Annotated in this window: 18 protein-coding genes; 4 read left to right on the top strand and 14 right to left on the bottom strand. The window is 74.9% G+C overall.

The window, feature by feature from the left end; genetic code table 11:
• Window positions 1–57 precede the first annotated feature (57 nt).
• Both IAG44_RS07255 and IAG44_RS07260 read right to left on the bottom strand, forming a co-directional pair.
• Window positions 58–2,127 (bottom strand): alkaline phosphatase family protein, encoded by a 2,070-nt coding sequence (locus IAG44_RS07255; protein WP_187746294.1) that lies wholly within the window; start codon window positions 2,125–2,127, stop codon window positions 58–60.
• A gap of 59 nt (window positions 2,128–2,186) precedes the next feature.
• Window positions 2,187–2,588 (bottom strand): hypothetical protein, encoded by a 402-nt coding sequence (locus tag IAG44_RS07260; protein WP_187746295.1) that lies wholly within the window; start codon window positions 2,586–2,588, stop codon window positions 2,187–2,189.
• An 83-nt stretch (window positions 2,589–2,671) separates the two neighbouring features.
• On the opposite strand from IAG44_RS07260, the gene IAG44_RS07265 reads away from it, so the two are divergent.
• The gene (locus IAG44_RS07265; RefSeq protein WP_187746296.1) at window positions 2,672–3,445 is read left to right on the top strand and encodes an MBL fold metallo-hydrolase; all 774 of its coding nucleotides are present in this window, start codon (window positions 2,672–2,674) and stop codon (window positions 3,443–3,445) included.
• On the top strand, window positions 3,442–4,083 hold the full coding sequence (locus IAG44_RS07270) for a DedA family protein (protein ID WP_246561562.1): 642 nt from the start codon (window positions 3,442–3,444) through the stop codon (window positions 4,081–4,083). Before IAG44_RS07265 ends, IAG44_RS07270 begins: the two co-directional genes overlap by 4 nt.
• A gap of 27 nt (window positions 4,084–4,110) precedes the next feature.
• Here the strand turns inward: IAG44_RS07270 and IAG44_RS07275 are convergent, their stop codons facing one another.
• Window positions 4,111–5,166, bottom strand: a complete 1,056-nt coding sequence (locus tag IAG44_RS07275; RefSeq protein ID WP_187746297.1) for an MBL fold metallo-hydrolase — start codon at window positions 5,164–5,166, stop codon at window positions 4,111–4,113.
• Window positions 5,163–6,389, bottom strand: a complete 1,227-nt coding sequence (locus tag IAG44_RS07280; RefSeq protein WP_187746298.1) for an aminotransferase class I/II-fold pyridoxal phosphate-dependent enzyme — start codon at window positions 6,387–6,389, stop codon at window positions 5,163–5,165. Before IAG44_RS07280 ends, IAG44_RS07275 begins: the two co-directional genes overlap by 4 nt.
• On the opposite strand from IAG44_RS07280, the gene IAG44_RS07285 reads away from it, so the two are divergent.
• Window positions 6,375–6,944, top strand: a complete 570-nt coding sequence (locus tag IAG44_RS07285; RefSeq protein ID WP_187746299.1) for a hypothetical protein — start codon at window positions 6,375–6,377, stop codon at window positions 6,942–6,944. The genes IAG44_RS07280 and IAG44_RS07285 overlap by 15 nt on opposite strands.
• On the opposite strand, the gene IAG44_RS07290 is transcribed toward IAG44_RS07285, so the two are convergent.
• The 3 genes from IAG44_RS07290 to IAG44_RS07300 all read right to left on the bottom strand — a co-directional run bounded on the left by IAG44_RS07290 (window position 6,877) and on the right by IAG44_RS07300 (window position 10,455).
• The gene (locus IAG44_RS07290; RefSeq protein WP_187746300.1) at window positions 6,877–7,500 is read right to left on the bottom strand and encodes a hypothetical protein; all 624 of its coding nucleotides are present in this window, start codon (window positions 7,498–7,500) and stop codon (window positions 6,877–6,879) included. The two genes, IAG44_RS07285 and IAG44_RS07290, sit on opposite strands and share 68 nt — an antisense overlap.
• 286 nt (window positions 7,501–7,786) lie before the next feature.
• Window positions 7,787–8,584, bottom strand: a complete 798-nt coding sequence (locus tag IAG44_RS07295) for an RNA polymerase sigma factor SigF (protein ID WP_187746301.1) — start codon at window positions 8,582–8,584, stop codon at window positions 7,787–7,789.
• A gap of 251 nt (window positions 8,585–8,835) precedes the next feature.
• Window positions 8,836–10,455, bottom strand: coding sequence for an ABC-F family ATP-binding cassette domain-containing protein (locus tag IAG44_RS07300; RefSeq protein WP_187746302.1), 1,620 nt, complete (start codon window positions 10,453–10,455; stop codon window positions 8,836–8,838).
• Between the two features lie 162 nt (window positions 10,456–10,617).
• On the opposite strand from IAG44_RS07300, the gene IAG44_RS07305 reads away from it, so the two are divergent.
• A complete protein-coding gene (locus IAG44_RS07305) occupies window positions 10,618–11,433 on the top strand; it encodes a class I SAM-dependent methyltransferase (RefSeq protein ID WP_187746303.1) in 816 nt (271 codons plus the stop codon).
• An 85-nt stretch (window positions 11,434–11,518) separates the two neighbouring features.
• Here IAG44_RS07305 and IAG44_RS07310 read toward each other — a convergent pair whose 3' ends face one another.
• The 7 genes from IAG44_RS07310 to IAG44_RS07340 all read right to left on the bottom strand — a co-directional run bounded on the left by IAG44_RS07310 (window position 11,519) and on the right by IAG44_RS07340 (window position 17,923).
• A complete protein-coding gene (locus IAG44_RS07310; RefSeq protein ID WP_187746304.1) occupies window positions 11,519–12,061 on the bottom strand; it encodes a GNAT family N-acetyltransferase in 543 nt (180 codons plus the stop codon).
• Between the two features lie 41 nt (window positions 12,062–12,102).
• Window positions 12,103–12,345, bottom strand: coding sequence for a LapA family protein (locus IAG44_RS07315; protein WP_187746305.1), 243 nt, complete (start codon window positions 12,343–12,345; stop codon window positions 12,103–12,105).
• 69 nt (window positions 12,346–12,414) lie between these two features.
• On the bottom strand, window positions 12,415–13,341 hold the full coding sequence (locus IAG44_RS07320; protein WP_187746306.1) for a S66 peptidase family protein: 927 nt from the start codon (window positions 13,339–13,341) through the stop codon (window positions 12,415–12,417).
• Window positions 13,338–15,215: a prolyl oligopeptidase family serine peptidase gene (locus IAG44_RS07325; RefSeq protein WP_187746307.1), complete on the bottom strand. Its 1,878-nt coding sequence runs from the start codon at window positions 15,213–15,215 to the stop codon at window positions 13,338–13,340. Before IAG44_RS07325 ends, IAG44_RS07320 begins: the two co-directional genes overlap by 4 nt.
• Entirely contained in the window at window positions 15,212–16,516 is a 1,305-nt protein-coding gene (locus IAG44_RS07330; RefSeq protein ID WP_187746308.1) for a M20/M25/M40 family metallo-hydrolase, read from the bottom strand. The genes IAG44_RS07325 and IAG44_RS07330 overlap by 4 nt, the downstream gene beginning before the upstream one ends.
• Window positions 16,509–17,342, bottom strand: coding sequence for a M55 family metallopeptidase (locus IAG44_RS07335; RefSeq protein ID WP_187746309.1), 834 nt, complete (start codon window positions 17,340–17,342; stop codon window positions 16,509–16,511). The genes IAG44_RS07330 and IAG44_RS07335 overlap by 8 nt, the downstream gene beginning before the upstream one ends.
• An 11-nt stretch (window positions 17,343–17,353) precedes the next feature.
• Complete coding sequence (locus IAG44_RS07340) at window positions 17,354–17,923, bottom strand: sigma-70 family RNA polymerase sigma factor (RefSeq protein ID WP_187746310.1); 570 nt, start codon at window positions 17,921–17,923, stop codon at window positions 17,354–17,356.
• Between the last annotated feature and the right edge of the window lie 146 nt (window positions 17,924–18,069).

The following is an 18,069-nucleotide window of genomic DNA, read 5'->3' on the forward strand; positions in this document are numbered from 1 at the left end:
GGGGGCGCGCAGCCGATTTTCCGACGGTACGACCGCCGTGCCGGTATGCCCCGTCCCCTACGCCGCCTGCCGGTCCTCGTCCGGGTCCTCCACCGGCACCTGCGGCCCGTTCGCCTCGGTGAGCCAGCGGCGCAGGACCTGGTGGACGTGTTCCGCGCCGACCAGGTCCTCGCCGTCGCCGACCGGCTCGGACAGCGCGCGGGGGGAGAGGAGGAACGGTTTGCCCTGGGCGCCGCCGAGGCCGCCGTGGGAGCCGATCTGCTCCTCGAAGGCGAGGACTTCGCCGTCGTCCGGGTCGTGGAAGGAGTTGACCATGACGTCGGCGGTGTGCGGGAAGCCGTGCGTGCGGCGGACGGCGTCGGCGGCGCCGGGCCCGAAGGGGGCGAGGGGGCCCTTGCCGTCCTCCAGGTCGGCGACCGGGATCTGCGCGCCGTACGCGCCGAGGACGACCCCGCCGTGCTCGGCGCTGGCGACCAGGAGGAAGCCGATGCCGGGGTGGTTGGCGAGGGTCGTCAGGAGGGCGGGGTGGCGGGCGTCGATCTCCTCCTTGGTCATGCGGTGCGGGACGTCCGGGAAGGAGATCAGGCCGAGGTTCCCCGACGCGAGGACGATCGGCTCGGAGCGCCTGGAGGGCCGGTGCCGTTCACCGCGCTCCTCGACGGGCCGACGCAGTGCCGCGCGGACGGCGGCGCGCGCCTCCGCGCCGCTGTGGGTGCGCTCGGCGCGGCGCGGCACGGGCAGTCCGCAGCCGGCCCTCACGAGGTCGCCGAGGGTGAGTCCGTAGCGGGCGTGGAAGGTCTCGCCGGGGCTCTGGCCGTGGTCGGACAGGACGACGATCCGGTACGGGCGCGGCGCGTGCTCGGCGACCTTCTCGACGAGCGCGAGGGAGCGGTCGAGGCGGGCGAGGACCTTCTCGGCGTCGCGGCTGAGCGGCCCGGAGTGGTGGGCGACCTCGTCGTAGGCGACGAGGTCGGCGTACACGGACGTGCGCCCGGCGAGCATGTCGCCCATGACGGCGGCCACGACGACGTCCCGTTCGACGACCGTCGCGAACGCGCGCACCATCGGGTACAGGCCGCCCCGGCTCACGCGCGGGCGTTTGCGGCGGACCCGCGCGCGGGTGGACTGGCCGATCTCGCGGCCGACCTCGGCGACGAACGACAGCACGGTGCGCACCGCGTTGGCGGGGTCGGAGAAGTAGGCGAAGTAGCCCGCGCGGGAGCGGTTCTCGCGCCTGCGGCGGGCGGCGACGGACAACACGAGGGCCTGTTCGTCGGCGCCGCCGCCGAAGAGGTTGCCGCGGCTCGCGCCGTCGGCGGACAGCAGGCCGCTGTCGCGGGTGCGCTCGACCGCGCGGCGCTGGAGTTCGGCGGCGCTGGTGGGCCGGTTGCAGACCATGACCTCCCGGGTGTCCTTCTCGTACCAGCGGAAGGCGGGGATGTCGTGGTTGGAGCCGTGCAGGATGCCGAGCTGGCTGGCGCCGGTCTGGCTGGACCAGTCGGTGCGCCAGGGGGTGAGGCGGTGTGTGCCGGTGTCGCCGTCGAGCCAGCGGGCGACGGTCGGCATGAGGCCCGTGTGGGCGGCGGTGTGCAGCAGGTCGTGGCCGACGCCGTCGAACTGGAGGAAGACCGTCCCGGGCGTCTGGGGGCTCGCGGGGCCGCTGCCTCGCCTGCGGTCGGCGAGGCGGTAGAGGCGGCGCCGGTAGGCGTCGTCGTCGCGGACGGCGAGCGCGCCGCCGGTCGCGGAGGCGACGGCGGACATGACGGCGGCGACGATCACGGCCGTCTCGGGGGCGGCGGCGCCCTGTCCCGAGGGGTTGACGCGCAGCGCGACGAGCAGCAGCGAGCCGTTGAGCGCGAACACCAGCAGGCCGAGGACGAGCGCGGGCACGAGCAGCAGCAGGCGCACGAGGACGGGCCACACCAGGGCCGACAGGACGCCGAACACGCCCGCTCCGGCGCCGGCGGTGACGGCGATGCGGGTGGCGCTCTCGCCGTCGTTCGAGGTGAGCCGGAAGTCGGGCAGGATGCCGGCGAGGACGAGCATCGTGAGTGTGGACGCCGCCCATACCGTGCTGCTGCGCCCGATCTGACTGGCGATCCGCCGCCAACGCCCACCGCTCTTCACGGCTCCACCCTGTCACACGCCACTGACAACGCCCCGCCGCTCACGACCGGGGACGGCCCTCAGCGGCCGTCGTAGCCGGCGGTCGGCATGGAGAGCCTGCGGTGGACGCGGGCCTTCATCTGGGCGTCGTAGGCCGGTTCCGCGCCGCCGACGGTCTCCACCCGCACCCCGCGCCGCGCGCACTCGGCGGTGAACTCCTCGACGGACGACAGGGCGCTCTCCAGCACGCGCGTGCTGGGCGCGACGAACAGGTCGGCCCCGGGGCGCACCCCGTCCCACAGGACGCAGTGGTCGGCGCGCAGTCCGCTGACGACGAGTTCGCGCACGACGGTGAGGCCGCGCTCCTCGGCCCAGCGGGCGCAGATGGCGTGCTGGGTGCGGGAGTCCACCAGGAAGGGGTCGTCGTCGAGTTCCTGAAGCGGCGTCAGACTCGCGATCGCCGTGACGCGCACCGGTCCCATGGCGCCCCCTCACCTCCGGGTTTCGCCGCCGACCCTACTCCTGCCCGTAGGCTTCGGGGGAGTCGCGCGAAGGAGGCAAAGGGGTGCCGGTGGAGATCACCTGGTGGGGCCACGCCACCTGCACGATCGAGGATGCGAACGTACGCCTGCTGACCGACCCCCTGTTCGCCCGCAGGCTGGCGCACCTGCGCAGGCGCCGGGGCGCGGTGCCGCCCGAGGACGCGCTCCGCGCCGACCTGGCGCTCGTCTCCCACCTGCACTCCGATCATCTGCACATTCCGTCGCTGGCGCGCCTCGCGCCGGGTACGCGCCTGCTGGTGCCCCGGGGCGCCCCGCGCGCCGTCCCGGGCCTGCGGCGCCTGGCCCACCTGGACGTCACGGAGGTGGAGCCGGGCGACGAGACGACCGTCGGGCACGTGCGCGTGCGGGCGGTTCCGGCGCGGCACGACGGGCGGCGCCTGCCGGTGGGCCCGCAGCGCGCGCCCGCGCTGGGGTATGTGGTGGAGGGCGAGGCGCGGACCTACTTCGCCGGGGACACCGGGCTGTTCGAGTCGATGGCCAAGGAGGTCGGTCCGGTCGACGTGGCGCTGCTGCCGGTGGGCGGCTGGGGCCCGTACCTCGGGGAGGGGCATCTGGACGCGGGGCGCGCGGCCGAAGCGCTCGCGCTCCTGGGGCCGCGCAGCGCGGTGCCGGTGCACTACGGCACGTACTGGCCGATCGGGTTGGACGCCGTGCGCCCCCATGAGTTCCATGCGCCGGGTGACGAGTTCGTGCGCCTGGCCGCCGTGCGCGCGCCCCAGGTGACCGTGCACAAACTGCTGCACGGCCAGAGTGTGCGTCCGGAGGCCGCCCGGTGAGCTGGGAGTGGCTGGCGCAGAGCGCGTCGACGACGCCCGCCGAGTCGACGCAGCAGGCAATCGGCTATCCGACGCTGTTCCTGCTGGTGCTGCTCGGTGCGCTGGTGCCGGTGGTGCCGACGGGCGCGCTGGTGAGTTCGGCGGCCGTGGTGGCGTTCCACCAGACGGCGCCGTTCGCGCTGGCGCTGGTGTTCGTGACGGCGTCCCTGGCGGCGTTCTGCGGGGACGCGGCGCTGTATTGGCTGGGGCGGCGCGGGGTGGGGTCGAAGAACGGGTCGCGCTGGCTGGCGGCGATCCGCGCGCGGGCGCCGGAGGACCGGCTGGAGAAGGCGCAGGAACGGCTCGCCGAGCACAACGTGGCCGTCCTGGTGCTGTCCCGGCTGGTGCCGGCGGGGCGGATCCCGGTCATGCTGGCCTGCATCCTGGCGGGCTGGCCGCTGCGCCGCTTCGCGCGCGGGAACCTGCCGGCCTGCCTCGCCTGGGCGGTGACCTACCAGCTGATCGGGATCCTGGGCGGTTCCCTCTTCCCCGAGCCCTGGGAGGGCATCGTCGCGGCGATCGCGCTGACCGTGGCGATCAGCGCGGCGCCGATGCTGTGGCGTCGGGTGCGGGGGCCTTCGGAGTCGGAGGCCCACTAGGTCCGTCGGGGCCCGCGCCCGGACTGCTCATGCCAGGGTTCTCGACCCTCCGATCGGCAGGTCCCACAGGTCCGCGCGGTCCAGTCCCGCCTCTTCCCAGGCGGCGCGCACGCGTGTCAGGGGTTCCAGGACGGGTTCGGCGGAGAGCACGAACGTCCCCCAGTGCATGGGCGCCATCCTGCGCGCGCCGACGTCCTGCGCGGCGCGCACGGCCTCCTCGGGGTCGCAGTGGACGTCGCTGAGCCACCAGCGGGGGTCGTAGGCGCCGATGGGCAGCAGGGCGAGGTCGATGCCGGGGTAGCGCTGGCCGATGCGGGTGAACCAGTGGCCGTAGCCGGTGTCCCCGGCGAAGTAGACGCGCCGTCCGTCGGGCGCGGTGAGGACCCAGCCGCCCCACAGGGACCGGCAGGTGTCGGTCAGGGTGCGCTTGGACCAGTGGTGGGCGGGGACGAAGTCGAAGCGCACGCCGTCCAGTTCGGCGGCCTCCCACCAGTCGAGTTCGGTCACGCGCGCGAAGCGCCGCCGCCGGAACCAGGCACCCAGGCCCGCCGGCACGAACACGGGGGTGTCGCGCGGGAGCCTGCGCAGGGTGGGCCAGTCCAGGTGGTCGTAGTGGTTGTGGCTGATGACGACGGCGTCGACCTTCGGCAGCGTCTCCCAGGGGACGCCGACGGGCGTGATGCGCGCGGGCGTGCCGAGGATGCGGCGCGACCACACCGGGTCGGTCAGGACGGTGAGCCCGCCGACGCTCACGATCCAGCTGGCGTGGCCCGCCCAGGTGACGGCGACCGTGCCGGCGTCCACGCGGGGCGGGGCGCCCTGGGTGACGGGGAGGCGGGTGACGTCCGCCAGGCCCTCGCGGCCGGGGCGCACCGAGCCCTCGCGGGCGAAGCGGGCCATCGCCTTGAGGCCGGGCAGCGGCGCGGTCAGCCGGTCGTGGAACGCCCGCGGCCACACCCGGCGCTCCCCCAGCGGGCGGGGTTCGGCGAGCGGCGGGTACGGGGGCGCGAGGGAGGAGGGGTCCGCCGGGACACCGGTGTCCCGCGTGGTCGTGGCCGCTGCCGACTCGGACTGCTGCGTCATCGAGGCTCCCATCGCTGAGCGTCGTCACGGAGGCCGTCGAACACCGACCTCACGAGGGTCAACGCACGGTGCACGTGTGGCAGTTCCAACGGCGAGGGTGACGTGAGGCATTCCGCCCGTTCGTCGTCCGCCGCGCCCAGGAGCGCGCCCGTGGACAGGCGTACGCGCAGTGCGCCCAGGTCGTCGCCGAACCGGTGTCCGCCCGGCGCGGGCATCCCGAGCCGGGCGGTGAGGTGGTCCTCCAGTTCCTGGGCGTCGCCGACACCGCGCGCGGCGAGCGCGGGGCGCAAGGGGCCCAGATCGACGTAGACGTGCCGTCCCGCGCGCGGGGGCCGGGCCAGGGCGCCCGCCGCGACGACGGTGCGGTGCACGGCGTCCGCCACGCGTGCGTGCAGCCGTGCGACGTCCGCCACGCGCGCGGTGACCTCCGGGGGTTCCGCCAGCGCGCGGGCCGCCGCCGCGGCGACCGGGGTCGCGACGCGGGCGCCGAGCGCGGTGAGGACGTCCAGCACGCGTGCGTGGAGGCCGTTGCCGGCGGGCGTGCCGGGGAACCTCGCGATCGCGGCGGGCCAGCCGGCCGGCAGCAGCGCGCCCGCGAGGTCGCTCACGGCGATGACCTGTTCGGGCAGCATCTCGGCGGGGCTGACGAGGACGGTGTCGTGCGGGGCGTGCACGGTGTCCCGCCAGGTCTCGTCGCTGACCAGCAGCAGCCCGGCCCCCTCGGCGGCCTCCACCGCCTCGTGGACGGCCTCCGGAGGCGCGACCGTCGCCGTGGGGTCGTCGGCGACGGACAGCACCAGCAGCTTCGGCTCCCCGCCCTCCTCGCGCACCCGGCGCACGGTCTCCAGCAACGCGTACGGGTCCGGCACGCCCCCGCACTCGGCGGGCGTGGCCACGTGGAACACCGGCCGCCCCAGCAGCCGCGCGTACGGCGCCCACCAGGCCGCGCAGGGCCGCGGCACCAGGACGTCCCCGCCCAGCGCGGCGGTCAGCGCCAGCAGCAGCGCGGGCGCCCCCGGCGCGCCCACCACCTCCCCTCCCCCGATCCCACGCCGCCCCCAGTACCCGCGCGCCCCCTCCAACAGCCCGGCACCCCCACCCACCGGCTCGCTCTCCGCCCGCCCCGCCGCCGACACCACCGCCTCCACGAGCAGCGGCAACACCGGAACCCCGTCGGACGGCAACGGCGGCCCGTACCGGACGGTCCCGTGCCCACCGTCCACGCGCGCCGGCCGAGCACCATCGCCGCCCGTCGGACCGGCCCCGCCGGTGTGATCGCCGCCGCTCGGGGCATTCCCGCCGGAGCCGTCACCCGCACGCGCCCGCCCTACGGCGTCACCGCCACGCGGACCGCCCGCCCGGCCCCCGGCCCCGGCCTCCCGTTCTCCGCTCAGCCCCTCACCGGCCCCCCGGCCGTCCCGCGCGCCGGCGCCGTCCCCTGCGCCCGCTCCCCCGGCACCGCGACGCTGCCCCGAACCCTCCGTCTCTCCCCCGGCACCGCGACGCTGCCCCGAACCCTCCGTCTCTCCCCCGGCACCCGCGCCCGCCCGCCCCCGCGCGCCACCACCCCCAGCACTCGCCTCGCGCGCACCCCCGCCGCTCACCCCGCGCGTACCCGCGCCGTTCTCCTCGCGCGCACCCCCGCCACCCCCTCCACGCGCGCCCGCGCCGAAGTCGTCCCCATCCATTCCCGCACCCCGCACGGCGCCCTCAGCCCCCCGCCCCCGTGCCCCGGCGCCACAGCCGGTGTCCGGCGGCGGCGAAGGCGCCGGCGATGAACAGGCCGCCGGCGACCAGGGCGGGGACGGAGTCGGTGAAGGTGCCGCCGGCGCCGGCCTTGACGCCGTGCTGGACGGCCGGGCCGGGGCAGGAGTCGGGCCGGGACTGCTGCGGGGGACGTGTGCAGGTGCTGCCGCCGCCGGGACCGCCGCCGCCCGCGCGCGAGACGTCCAACGTGACGCTCCACGCGCGCCCTCGACCGCTCGCGCCGGGACAGGTGCCGTCGACCGTCCAGGCCGTGTCGGGCCCCGTCCCGTCGAGCCCCGTGAACTCCTCGGCCCCCGCGATTCGCGCGGTGCCCCGATAGACGGGGGCGGCGCCGGACACCAGCTGAAGACTCACCGTGTCCTCGGCGAACGCCAGGGACGTCGCCTCGATGCTCGCCGGCGCCGTACCGGTGACGGGGTCGCAGGTGACGGAGACGGTGACCGTGCCGCCGGGCGACACGGACGCCGGGGTGACCTCGGCGGCGGGGTCGGCGGCGGCGACCGGCGTCACGGCGCACACCCCGCCGGCGAGGACTGCGGCGGACAGGACACGGACGCTGCGGCGCATGGCGCTCCTTGGTGCGACGGCTGCGGAGGACGTACACCCATCACAGCCCGCCGCACGGCGCCACGCGCGCGTGCACCCTCGTTCGGCGGCAGCGGCGGCACCCGCCCGGGTGAACGGAGGCCCCAGGCGGCCCCGAGCAGACCGGGCAGCCCCACAAGGACGCCCCCAGGCCCCGGGCACCGGGCCCGAGACGGCCCCAGAGCGGCCCAGATCGCCCCGGAGTCCCAGAGACTCCCGGAACCCGCCTCGGACGGCCCCACGCGGCCCTGCACAGCCCCACGCGGCCTCAGGCGGCGTCCTGGAGGACCTGCTCCCGCACCCGCTCGCAGCAGCGGCTGATCAGCCGGGAGACGTGCATCTGGGAGATCCCGAGCTGTTCGGCGATCCGGCTCTGCGTCATGTCGCCGAAGAACCGCATGTAGAGGATCGCCCGCTCCCGCTCGGGCAGCGCCGCGAGCCGCCCCCGGACGGCCTCGCGGTCGACGACGGTGTCGAGCGCGGGGTCGGGTGCCCCGAGGACGTCGCCGAGGGAGTACCCGTCCTCGCCGCCGGGCAGCTCGGCGTCGAGCGAGAGGGCGGTGAAGCTGTCGAGCGCTTCCAGGCCCGCGCGCACGTCCTCCTCGCTGAGCTGCGCGCGCTCGGCGATCTCGGCGACGCTCGGCCGCTGCTGCCCGGCGCTACCCTGGGTGAGGTCCTGGCAGGCGAAGCGGACCCGGTTGCGCAGGTCCTGCACCCGGCGCGGCACGTGCAGGGTCCACAGGTGGTCACGGAAGTGCCGTTTGATCTCCCCCGTGACGGTCGGTACGGCGTAGCTCTCGAACGCGTTGCCCCGGTCGGGGTCGTAGCGGTCGACGGCCTTGACCAGGCCGAGCGCGGCGACCTGGCGCAGGTCCTCCAGGCTCTCGCCGCGGCTGCGGAACCGGCCGGCGAGGCGGTCCGCCATGGGCAGCCACGCCTCGACGATCTCGCCGCGCAGGGTGTCGTGGTCGGGGCCCTCCGGCAGGTCGGCGAGGCGGCGGAACGCCTCGGCGGTGTCGGGGGCGTCGTCGTGCGGGTGGTGCGTCACGCTCGCTGTGGTTCGCATGGTGGGTCGCAACTCCCTTGCCGGTGCTCTGGGGTGGACGGTTCACCGGGAGCGCACCCGCGCGGCGGACGGCCGTGCAACGAGCCGCCGGACGCGAGGCTCCTCGGAGTGCCTCCGGTCCGAAGCACGTGATTCCGCCTGCCCCGGCCCTCGCCCCGCAAACACCTCCACCCGGCCGCCAAAGCCCCGGGCGGCCGTCCGCACCCACGTCAGGCGCCCGCGTATGGCACCCGCCCCCGCGCCCGGCGCCCCTACCGCGCCCGCTCCACCCTCCGCTCGTCCCACACCGGCTCCGCCGTCTCCCGGACCTTCCCGTCGCTGCCGAACACCAGGTACCGGTCGAAGGAGCGCGCGAACCACCGGTCGTGGGTGACCGTGAGGACGGTCCCGTCGAACGCTTCGAGCCCTTCCTGCAGCGCCTCCGCCGACTCCAGGTCGAGGTTGTCGGTCGGCTCGTCGAGCAACAGGGCGGTGGTGCCCTGGAGTTCGAGGAGGAGGATCTGGAAGCGGGCCTGCTGGCCGCCGGAGAGCCGGTCGAAGGTCTGCTCGGCCTGCTGGGTCAACTCGTAGCGTCGCAGCCGGGACATGGCGGCGCCCCGGTCCTGGGAGTGCTCGGTCCACAGGATGTCGAGCAGGTCGCGGCCGAGGAGTTCGGGGTGGGCGTGGGTCTGCGCGAAGTGCCCCGGCACGACGCGCGCGCCGAGCTTCCACTCGCCGGTGTGCGCGACGTCCTCCCCGGCGAGGAGCCTCAAGAAGTGCGATTTCCCTGACCCGTTGGAGCCGAGGACGGCGACGCGCTCGCCGTAGAAGACCTCCAGGTCGAACGGTTTCATGAGCCCGGTCAGCTCAAGTCCCTTGCAGGTGACGGCCCTTACGCCGGTGCGCCCGCCCTTGAGCCGCATCCTGATGTCCTGCTCGCGGGGCGGCTCCGGCGGCGGCCCGGCCTCCTCGAACTTGCGCAGCCGGGTCTGCGCGGCCTGGTAGCGGGACGACATCTCGTGGCTGACGGCAGCCGCCTGACGGAGTGTCAGCACCAGCTTCTTGAGCTGCGCGTGCTTCTCGTCCCAGCGCCTGCGCAACTCCTCGAAGCGGGCGAAGCGTTCACGCCGCGCCTCGTGGTAGGTCCCGAACCCGCCGCCGTGCACCCACGCGTCGGCGCCGGCCGGTCCGGGCTCCACGGAGACGATCTTCTCGGCGGCGCGGGCGAGGAGTTCACGGTCGTGGGAGACGAACAGGACGGTCTTGCGGGTCTCCTTGAGCCGTTCCTCCAGCCACCTCTTGCCGGGCACGTCGAGGTAGTTGTCGGGTTCGTCGAGGAGCAGCACCTCGTCGCCCCCGCGCAGCAGCGCCTCCAGCACCAGCCGCTTCTGCTCGCCCCCGGAGAGGGTGCCCACCTTGCGCCACTGCGCCCGCTCGTACGGCATGCCGAGCGCGGCCGTCGTGCACATGTCCCACAGCGTCTCGGCCTCGTACCCGCGCACCTCGGCCCAGTCGGCGAGGGCCTGCGCGTACTGGAGCTGGGCGGCCTCGTCGTCCACGGTCATCAGCGCGTGCTCGGCGCGGTCGACGGCGCCGGCGGCCTTACGGATCTCCGGCGGGGCGACGGAGACGAGCAGGTCGCGGACGGTCGTGTCGTCGCGGACGGAGCCCACGAACTGGCGCATGACGCCGAGCCCGCCGCTGACGGTGACGGTGCCGCCGTGCGGTTTGAGTTCGCCGGAGATCAGCCGCAGCAGGGTCGTCTTGCCCGCCCCGTTGGGGCCGACGAGGGCGACGACCGCCCCCTCTCCCACCCGGAAGGAAACGTCGCCGAGCAACGCCCTCCCGTCGGGGAGGTAGTACTCGAGGTGCGCGGCTTCCAGATGTCCCATGGGACCGCATTCTGCGGGGCCGCGACCAGCAGGGCAAACCGATAAACGGCGCCCGCGCCTGACACACCGTCAGACCACATACTGAAACGGATTATCTCAGCATACGGCCCGCCGCGTTACCGTGAAGTCCGCACCGACCCGACGACGCGAAGGGGCACAGCCATGCCGAAAGCACGGGAGACGGCCGTCTACACCCACGGCCACCACGAGTCCGTCCTGCGCTCGCACACCTGGCGGACCGCCGCCAACTCGGCCGCCTATCTGCTGAGTTCGCTGAAGCCGCACATGCGGATCCTGGACATCGGCTGCGGTCCCGGCACGATCACCGCCGACCTGGCGGCCCTGGTCCCCGACGGCCGCGTGACGGGCGTCGACCATGCCCCGGACATCCTGGAGCAGGCCCGCGCGACCGCTGCGGAGCGGGGCCTGACGAACGTCGACTTCGCGGTCGCCGACGTCCACGATCTGGACTACCCCGACGACACGTTCTGCGTCGTCCACGCCCACCAGGTCCTCCAGCACGTCGGCGACCCGGTGCGGGCGCTGCGCGAGATGCGCCGCGTGACCAAGCCGAACGGTTTCGTCGCCGTCCGCGACTCGGACTACGCCGGCATGGTCTGGTACCCCGCCTCGGCGGGCATGGACGCCTGGGCCGACCTGTACCAGCGGGTCGCCCGCGCCAACGGCGGCGAGCCGGACGCCGGGCGCAGGCTGCGCTCCTGGGCGCTGGAGGCGGGGTTCACGGACGTCACGTCGACGTCCGCGACCTGGACGTTCGCGTCCGAGGAGGAGCGCGCCTGGTGGAGCGGCCTGTGGGCGGACCGCACGCTGGCGTCCGCGTACGCCGACCGCGCCACGGAGGGCGGCCACGCGACGCTGGACGACCTGCGGGCCGTCTCGGACGCCTGGCGGGAGTGGGGACGGCAGCCAGACGCCTGGTTCTCGGTCCTGCACGGCGAGATCCTGTGCCGGAAGTGACCTGACGGCCGTCCCGTGGGCGGGCCCGCGTCGCGGCCGTTCACGGGGCTTCGGCCGACGGCCACCGGCCCCGCGCGTCCCGTCCTCAGGGCCGCATCTCGACGGTGAGCGCCCACCGCTCATGGTCGCGCCAGGCCCCGTCGACGTGGAGCATCTTCGGCGACAGCCCTTCGAGCCGGAACCCGGCACCGCGCGCGAGCGCGATGGACGCCGTGTTGCCCGGCTGGACGTTTATCTCCAGCCGGTGCAGCCGCATCGGCCCGAAGGCGTAGCCGACGACCAGGTCGAGCCCTTCGCGCATCAGCCCCCGCCCGGCGGCGTGCGCGAACGCGCCGTACCCGAGCGCCCCGCACTGAAACGCGCCCTCGACGATGTTGTTGATGTTGATGAACCCGGCGATCGCCCCGTCGTCCTTGGCGCACACCAGGAACCCGGCCTTGGTCGGGTCCTCGATCAGCCGCGACGCGTACGCGGTGTACGCGTCGACCGTGTCGGGCGGGAACAGCCACGGCTGGTGCAGTTCCTTGCTCTCGCGCGCCCGCGCGGCGAACTCGGCCCCGTCCCCGTAGGTGAAGTGGCGTATCCCCACGCGGGGCCCTTCGGCGAGATAACGCTGGTCATGAGGCATCCGACCAGCCTACGACGGCCCCGCGCGGGGCGGGGCCGCCGCTACCGTCGTCGGCGCACGAAGTACGCCCCGCACAGCGCCCCCACGACGGCGGTCGCGAGGAGCGCCGTCCACAGCGGCATCGTCACCTCGGGGATCAGCAGCCGGATCTTGGTGGCGCGGGTGTTCTCGAAGATGAAGACCAGCGCGAGCACGGCCAGCACCGCGACGGCGATCCGCCCCGGCGTGAGCACGCCGCCCGCGCCCTTCTTCGCCCCGCTCTCGGGAGTCGTCCTAGGGCTCATGCGACCAGCGTGCGCCCGCCCGGCCGCATCCGCACGGCGAGCCCCGCCCCGGAGCGAGCCCCACGGCCCTCACCGCAGCGCGGGTTCCTCCAGCGCCAGCGTCCCCGCGTCCGCGTCGAGCCGGGCGGCGACCCCGAAGGGCACCGTCAGCGCGCCGGGCGCGTGCCCGAAGCCGAACTCCTCGACGACGGGGACGCCGAGCCCGCCGAGCCGGTCGGCCAGCATGGCGCGGACGAGGGGGTAGGCGTCGCAGTCGGCCCAGGACCCGAGGAGCACGCCCCGCACGCCGTCGAGCCACCCGGCGCGCAGCAGCTGGGTGAGGTAGCGGTCGAGGCGGTAGGTCTCCTCCCCCACGTCCTCCAGGCACAGCAGCCCTCCTCGCGCGGACGCGCGCGCGTGGGGCGTGCCCAGTTCGGCGGCGAGCAGCGCCAGGCAGCCGCCGAGCAGGACGCCCGCGGCCCGCCCGCCGACCAGCGCGCCGCCGCCGGTCGCGGCGATGACCTGGACGGTCTCGGGGGCCATGAGGGTCGCCCGGAGGTGTTCCTGCGTGGCGGCGTTCTTGACGAAGTCGACGCCGGCCGCCATCGGCCCGTGCAGGGTGACGAGGCCGAGCCGGTTCGCGAACGCCTCGTGCAGCGCGGTGACGTCGCTGAAGCCGACGAGCACCTTGGGCCCGGCCGCGCGCATCGCGTCCCAGTCGAGGAGGTCGGCCATGCGCTGGACGCCGTAGCCGCCGCGCGCGCAGATGACAGCGTCGACGGCGGGGTCGCACCAGGCGCGCTGGAGGTCGGCGGCGCGGTCGGCGTCGGTGCCCGCGAGGTAGGGGAACTCGGCGTGCCGGTCGAGGACATGGGGCGCGACGACGGGGTCGAGGTCCCAGCCGCGCAGGACGTCGAGGCCGGCCTGGAGGCGTTCCTCGGGGATCGGCCCGCTGGGGGCGACGATCGCGACGCGGGCGCCGGGGGCGAGGCGCCGGGGCCTGGTCAACTCGTTCACGGGGCCTGTTCTTTCGTGGTTCGGGGCGCGAACACCTGGATGTAGAGGGCGAGTTCGGCCTCCAGGGCGCGCACGTTCGTGTCGGCCCGGCGGAATCCGTGCCCCTCGCCCTCGAAGGTGAGGTAGGTGTACGGCACATCGACGCGGGCCAGGAACCGTGCGGACTGCGCGGGCGGGCAGATGACGTCGTCCAGGCCCTGGAGCAGCAGGAACGGCACGCGGACGCGATCCGCGTGGTCCGCCGGGGAGCGCTGCGCGAACCGTTCGCGCGGTCCGATGAGGCCGTCGAGGTAGCGGGACTCCAGGTCGTGCGTGCCGCCGTCCGCGAAGGCGGCGGGGTCGAGGACGGGGTAGCGGATCGCGGCGCAGGCGTAGACGTCCGTGGCGGTCAGCGAGACGGCGGCGGTCCAGCCGCCCGCGCTGCCGCCCCGGATCGCGAGCCGCGCCCGGTCGGCGGTGCCCTCGTCGGCGAGGGCGAGGGCGACGGCCGCGCAGTCCTCGACGTCGGCAACTCCCCAGCGTCCGCGCAGCCGTTCGCGGTAGGCGCGGCCGTAGCCGGTGGAGCCGCCGTAGTCGACCTCGACGACGCCGATGCCCCGCGAGGTGAAGTAGGCGACCTCCAGGTCGAGCACGAGCGGCGCCCGGCTGGTGGGCCCGCCGTGCGCCCACACCACGAACGGCGGCAACTCCCCTTCGGGGGCCGTGTGTTCGGGGTTGCGCGGCGGGTACACCTGGGCGTGGATCTCCCGGCCGTCCGGCCCGGCGAAGGTCCGCACGACCGGTCGCGGCACGTACTGCGGGGCGACGGCGTCCCGGTGCGCGGCGCCGATCGCCCGGACCCGCCCGCTCGCGGCGTCCGCCTCGACGACCTCGTACCCGCGGGACGGGCTCGCGCCGACCCCGACGACCCGCTCCCCGCGCACGGCGAGCGTGGCGGCGAACTCGGTCCGCCCGCCGCCGAGTTCGGTGATCTCCCCGGTGGCGGGGTCCAGCAGGCCGAGGGCGGCGGCGCCCCGGCCGTGGACGACGGCGATCCGCCCGTCGTCCAGCGGCGCGAACCAGCGTTGCCCGAGCGTCCACAGCGGCCCGCCGAACTCCTCCTCGCGCGGGTGGAGTCGGCGTCCGTCGCGGTACAGGTTCCACCAGCCGTCGCGGTCGGAGACGTACAACAGGCCGCCGTCCGGGGCCCATTCGACCTGGGCGACGGACTCCCGCGGGCCGCCCGCGACGACGCGGGGTGGCCCGCCGTCCACGTCGGCGACGAGCAGGTCGGTGCCGTCCCACGGCATCCTCGGGTGGTCCCAGGCGAGCCACGCCATCCGCCGCCCGTCCGGGGACAGCCGGGGCCCGGTGACGAACCTCCGTGTGTCGTCGGTGAGTTCGCGGACGGCGCCGGATCCGTCCAGCGCGACGGCGGCCAGGACGCGCCGTACGTCGGTGGGCGCGGGGCCGGTGAACTCCTCCTTCACGCACCAGACTTCGCCGCGCTCCGGCAGCAGGACCGGGTCGGCCCAGCGCGGCCCGGCCGAGGTGAGCGGGCGGGGTTCGCCGCCGTCGTACCGGTAGAGCCGCTGGTCGGCGAAGTGGACGAACACCACGAGGAGTTGACCCTCGTGCAGGGTGCCCGCCCAGGGGGTGCCGCCGTACTCGTGGACCCGGCTGCGGACGTTCCAGGGCGCCGGCAGGACCGCCTCCTCGGTGCCGTCGGGCCGGCGGCGGACGAGGGCGCGGCGGCCGTCCTCGGCGGGCCGGGGCGCGGTCCACCACACCTCGTCGCCGACGAACGCGACGTGGTCGGGGCGGCCGTCGTGCGCGGCGGCGAGGTCCGCGGTGACGGGCGAGGGCCAGGTGCCGTACGGCAGGACGCGGTTCACGCGGTGCGCAGGAAACGGTCGAGGACGTCGACGCCGAAGCGCAGCGCCTCGACGGGGACGCGTTCGTCGACGCCGTGGAACAGCGCCTGGTAGTCGAGCCCTTCGGGCAGCTTCAGCGGCGCGAACCCGTACGTCACGACGCCGACCCGGGAGAACTGCTTGGCGTCGGTGCCGCCCGACATGCAGTACGGCACGGTGTGCCCCTCGGGTGCGAACTCCTGGACGGCGGCCCGGAGTCGGGCGTACGTCGGCGTGTCCAGCGGCGCCTGGAGCGCGACGGAGTGGTGCTGGAACTCCCAACTGACGTCAGGGCCGGTCAGCTTGTCCAACGTCTGCCTGAACTCGTCCTCGGCGCCCGCGAGATACCGTCCGTCGACGTAGGCGACGGCCTCGCCGGGGATGACGTTGACCTTGTAACCGGCGTCCAGCATCGTCGGGTTGGCGCTGTTACGGACGGTCGCCTCGACGAGGCGCGCGGCGGGGCCGAGCTTGTCGAGGAGGGCGTCGACGTCGTCGAGGTCGGCCTCGACGCCGTAGAGCGCGGCGAGTTCGGTGAGGGCGGCGCTGACCGTGGGGGTGAGGCGGGCGGGCCACTCGTACTCGCCGATGCGGGTGATGGCCGCGGCGAGGCGGGTGACGGCGTTCTCGCGGTTCACCTTCGAGCCGTGCCCGGCGCGGCCGCGCGCGGTCAACTTCAGCCAGGCGGTGCCGCGTTCACCGGCCGCGATGGGGTAGATCTCGCGTCCGGCGCCGTCGTGGAAGGTGAACGCGCCCGACTCGCTGATGCCTTCGGTGCAGCCCTCGAAGAGCCCGGGGTGCTTGTCGGCGAGGAACCCTGAGCCGTCCTCGGCGCTGGCCTCCTCGTCGGCGGTGAACGCGATCACCACGTCCCGCCGGGGCCGTACGCCCTCGCGCGCCCAGGAGCGGACGACGGCGAGGACCATCGCGTCCATGTTCTTCATGTCGACGGCGCCGCGCCCCCACACGACGCCGTCGCGGACCTCGCCGGAGAACGGGTGGACGCTCCAGTCGGCGGCCTCGGCGGGGACGACGTCGAGGTGGCCGTGGACGAGGAGCGCGTCCGCCGACGGGTCGGTGCCCTCGATGCGGGCGACGACGTTGGTGCGGCCCGGCACGCGCTCCAACAAGGCGGGTTCCAGGCCGGTTTCGGCGAGTTTCTCGGCCGCGTACTCGGCGGCGGGCCGCTCGCGGCAGTCGCCGCCGCCCCGGTTGGTGGTGTCGAAGCGGATCAGGTCGGACGTGAACGTCACGACCTCGTCCCGTGCCTGCTGGTCAGCCATACTGCTCCTCGATCGCCGCCGCGGCGATCGTCGTGACCGCCTTGAACGTCCGGATGCCGTCGTACATGTGCTCGCTCGTGTAGGCGACCTTGCGCTCCCCCACGCGTTCCACGCCGGGCACGACCGTCACGGCCATCGCGAGGTGTTCCGCGTCGAACTCGACGGCCACCGTGTGCGGGCCGGCGCTCACCGGGTCGTGGCGGACCGCCAGCGCCGTCGCCTCGCGGGCCGCCGCGCGGATGTCGGCGGCCGTGCGCGCGGGCGTGCGGCAGACGGCCGCGTAGCGCGACACGTGGTCCTTGACGGCGACCTTCCGCGCCTCGGGCGCGTACCCGAGGGCGTCCTCGCAGGCGACGTCGTCGCCGGTCACCAGGATCACGGGGACGCCGTACTCGGCGACGACGCGCGCGTTGAGCAGGCCCTCGCTGGCGCGGACGCCGTCCAGCCAGACGCCGGTGATGCTGTTGGCGAGGTAGGTGTGGGCGAGGACGCCCTCCATGCCGGCGCCGCCGTGGTAGCCGACGAACGCGATGCCGTCGACGTCGCCGTACTGGACCCCCTCCACCATGGACAGGTCCTTGTGACGGCCCGTCAACATGTCAACGCGTTCGTCAAGACGCTCAAGCAGCAGGTTGCGCATCGTGGCGTGCGCCTCGTTGATCATCACGTGCTCGGCGCCACCGTCGAAGAAGCCGCGGACGGCCGCGTCGACGTCCGAGGTGAACAGCTCCCGGCACCGCTGCCACTCCGGGGAACCCGGCCGCACGTCCGCCGGCCAGGTGACCCCGGTGGCGCCCTCCATGTCCGCGCTGATCAGGATCTTCATGAGGCGTCACGTTACGCCACGGCGTCAGCCGGGGGCTCGGCCAGTGCGGCGGCCAGCGTGGCGCGCGCCCGCGCGACGCGGGAGCGGACCGTGCCGACGGGGCAGCCGCTGCGGACGGCCACCTCCTCGTAGGGCCACCCGGCGATCTGGGTCAGCACGAACGCCTCCCGGCGCTCCGGGGGCAGCGCCGCCAGCAGGTCGAGCAGCAGGACGCCGTCCTCGAACCCGGGGGCGACGACCGCCTCCCACGCGTCGGAGTCGCACACGCGCGGGCGCACGGCGGCCCGGCGGTGGCTGTCGACGACCGCGCGCCTGGCGATCGTCAGCAGCCACGCGCGCGAGGAGCTGCGCCCCTCGAACCGGTGCAGGCTGCCGAGGGCGCGGACGAAGGTGTCCTGGACGAGGTCGTCGGCGCCCTGCGGGTCGGCGCTGAGGTGGATGACGTAGCGCAGCACGTCCCGGTAGAGCGCCCGCACCCAGCGGTCGACGGCTACGGGGTCGCCGTCGCGCGCGGAGAGCGCCCACGCGGTGAGCGAGGCGTCGGCGTCCGGGCACGGCGGAGGCAGCGTGGAGACAGTCACGTCGGGGTGTCCTTCTCGGGGTCACGTCCGAGACCGCGCACGCGTGCGCGTGCCGGTCCGGTGAAGGTGAAGAAAGGTGAGGTGGAGGCGGCCGGGTACGGCCGTGGCCCGAGGCGCGCGGGGGCGGCTCGGGGCGACGGCTGCCG

This window comes from Streptomyces roseirectus (assembly GCF_014489635.1).
GTDB classification, from domain to species: domain Bacteria; phylum Actinomycetota; class Actinomycetes; order Streptomycetales; family Streptomycetaceae; genus Streptomyces; species Streptomyces roseirectus.

Coding starts and splice junctions, on each gene's coding strand:
- IAG44_RS07260 (WP_187746295.1), bottom strand. CDS start 2,588: ATGGGACCGGTGCGCGTCACGGCGATCGCGAGTCTGACGCCGCTTCAG.
- IAG44_RS07275 (WP_187746297.1), bottom strand. CDS start 5,166: ATGACGCAGCAGTCCGAGTCGGCAGCGGCCACGACCACGCGGGACACC.
- IAG44_RS07290 (WP_187746300.1), bottom strand. CDS start 7,500: ATGCGCCGCAGCGTCCGTGTCCTGTCCGCCGCAGTCCTCGCCGGCGGG.
- IAG44_RS07295 (WP_187746301.1), bottom strand. CDS start 8,584: ATGCGAACCACAGCGAGCGTGACGCACCACCCGCACGACGACGCCCCC.
- IAG44_RS07300 (WP_187746302.1), bottom strand. CDS start 10,455: ATGGGACATCTGGAAGCCGCGCACCTCGAGTACTACCTCCCCGACGGG.
- IAG44_RS07305 (WP_187746303.1), top strand. CDS start 10,618: ATGCCGAAAGCACGGGAGACGGCCGTCTACACCCACGGCCACCACGAG.
- IAG44_RS07310 (WP_187746304.1), bottom strand. CDS start 12,061: ATGCCTCATGACCAGCGTTATCTCGCCGAAGGGCCCCGCGTGGGGATA.
- IAG44_RS07315 (WP_187746305.1), bottom strand. CDS start 12,345: ATGAGCCCTAGGACGACTCCCGAGAGCGGGGCGAAGAAGGGCGCGGGC.
- IAG44_RS07330 (WP_187746308.1), bottom strand. CDS start 16,516: ATGGCTGACCAGCAGGCACGGGACGAGGTCGTGACGTTCACGTCCGAC.
- IAG44_RS07335 (WP_187746309.1), bottom strand. CDS start 17,342: ATGAAGATCCTGATCAGCGCGGACATGGAGGGCGCCACCGGGGTCACC.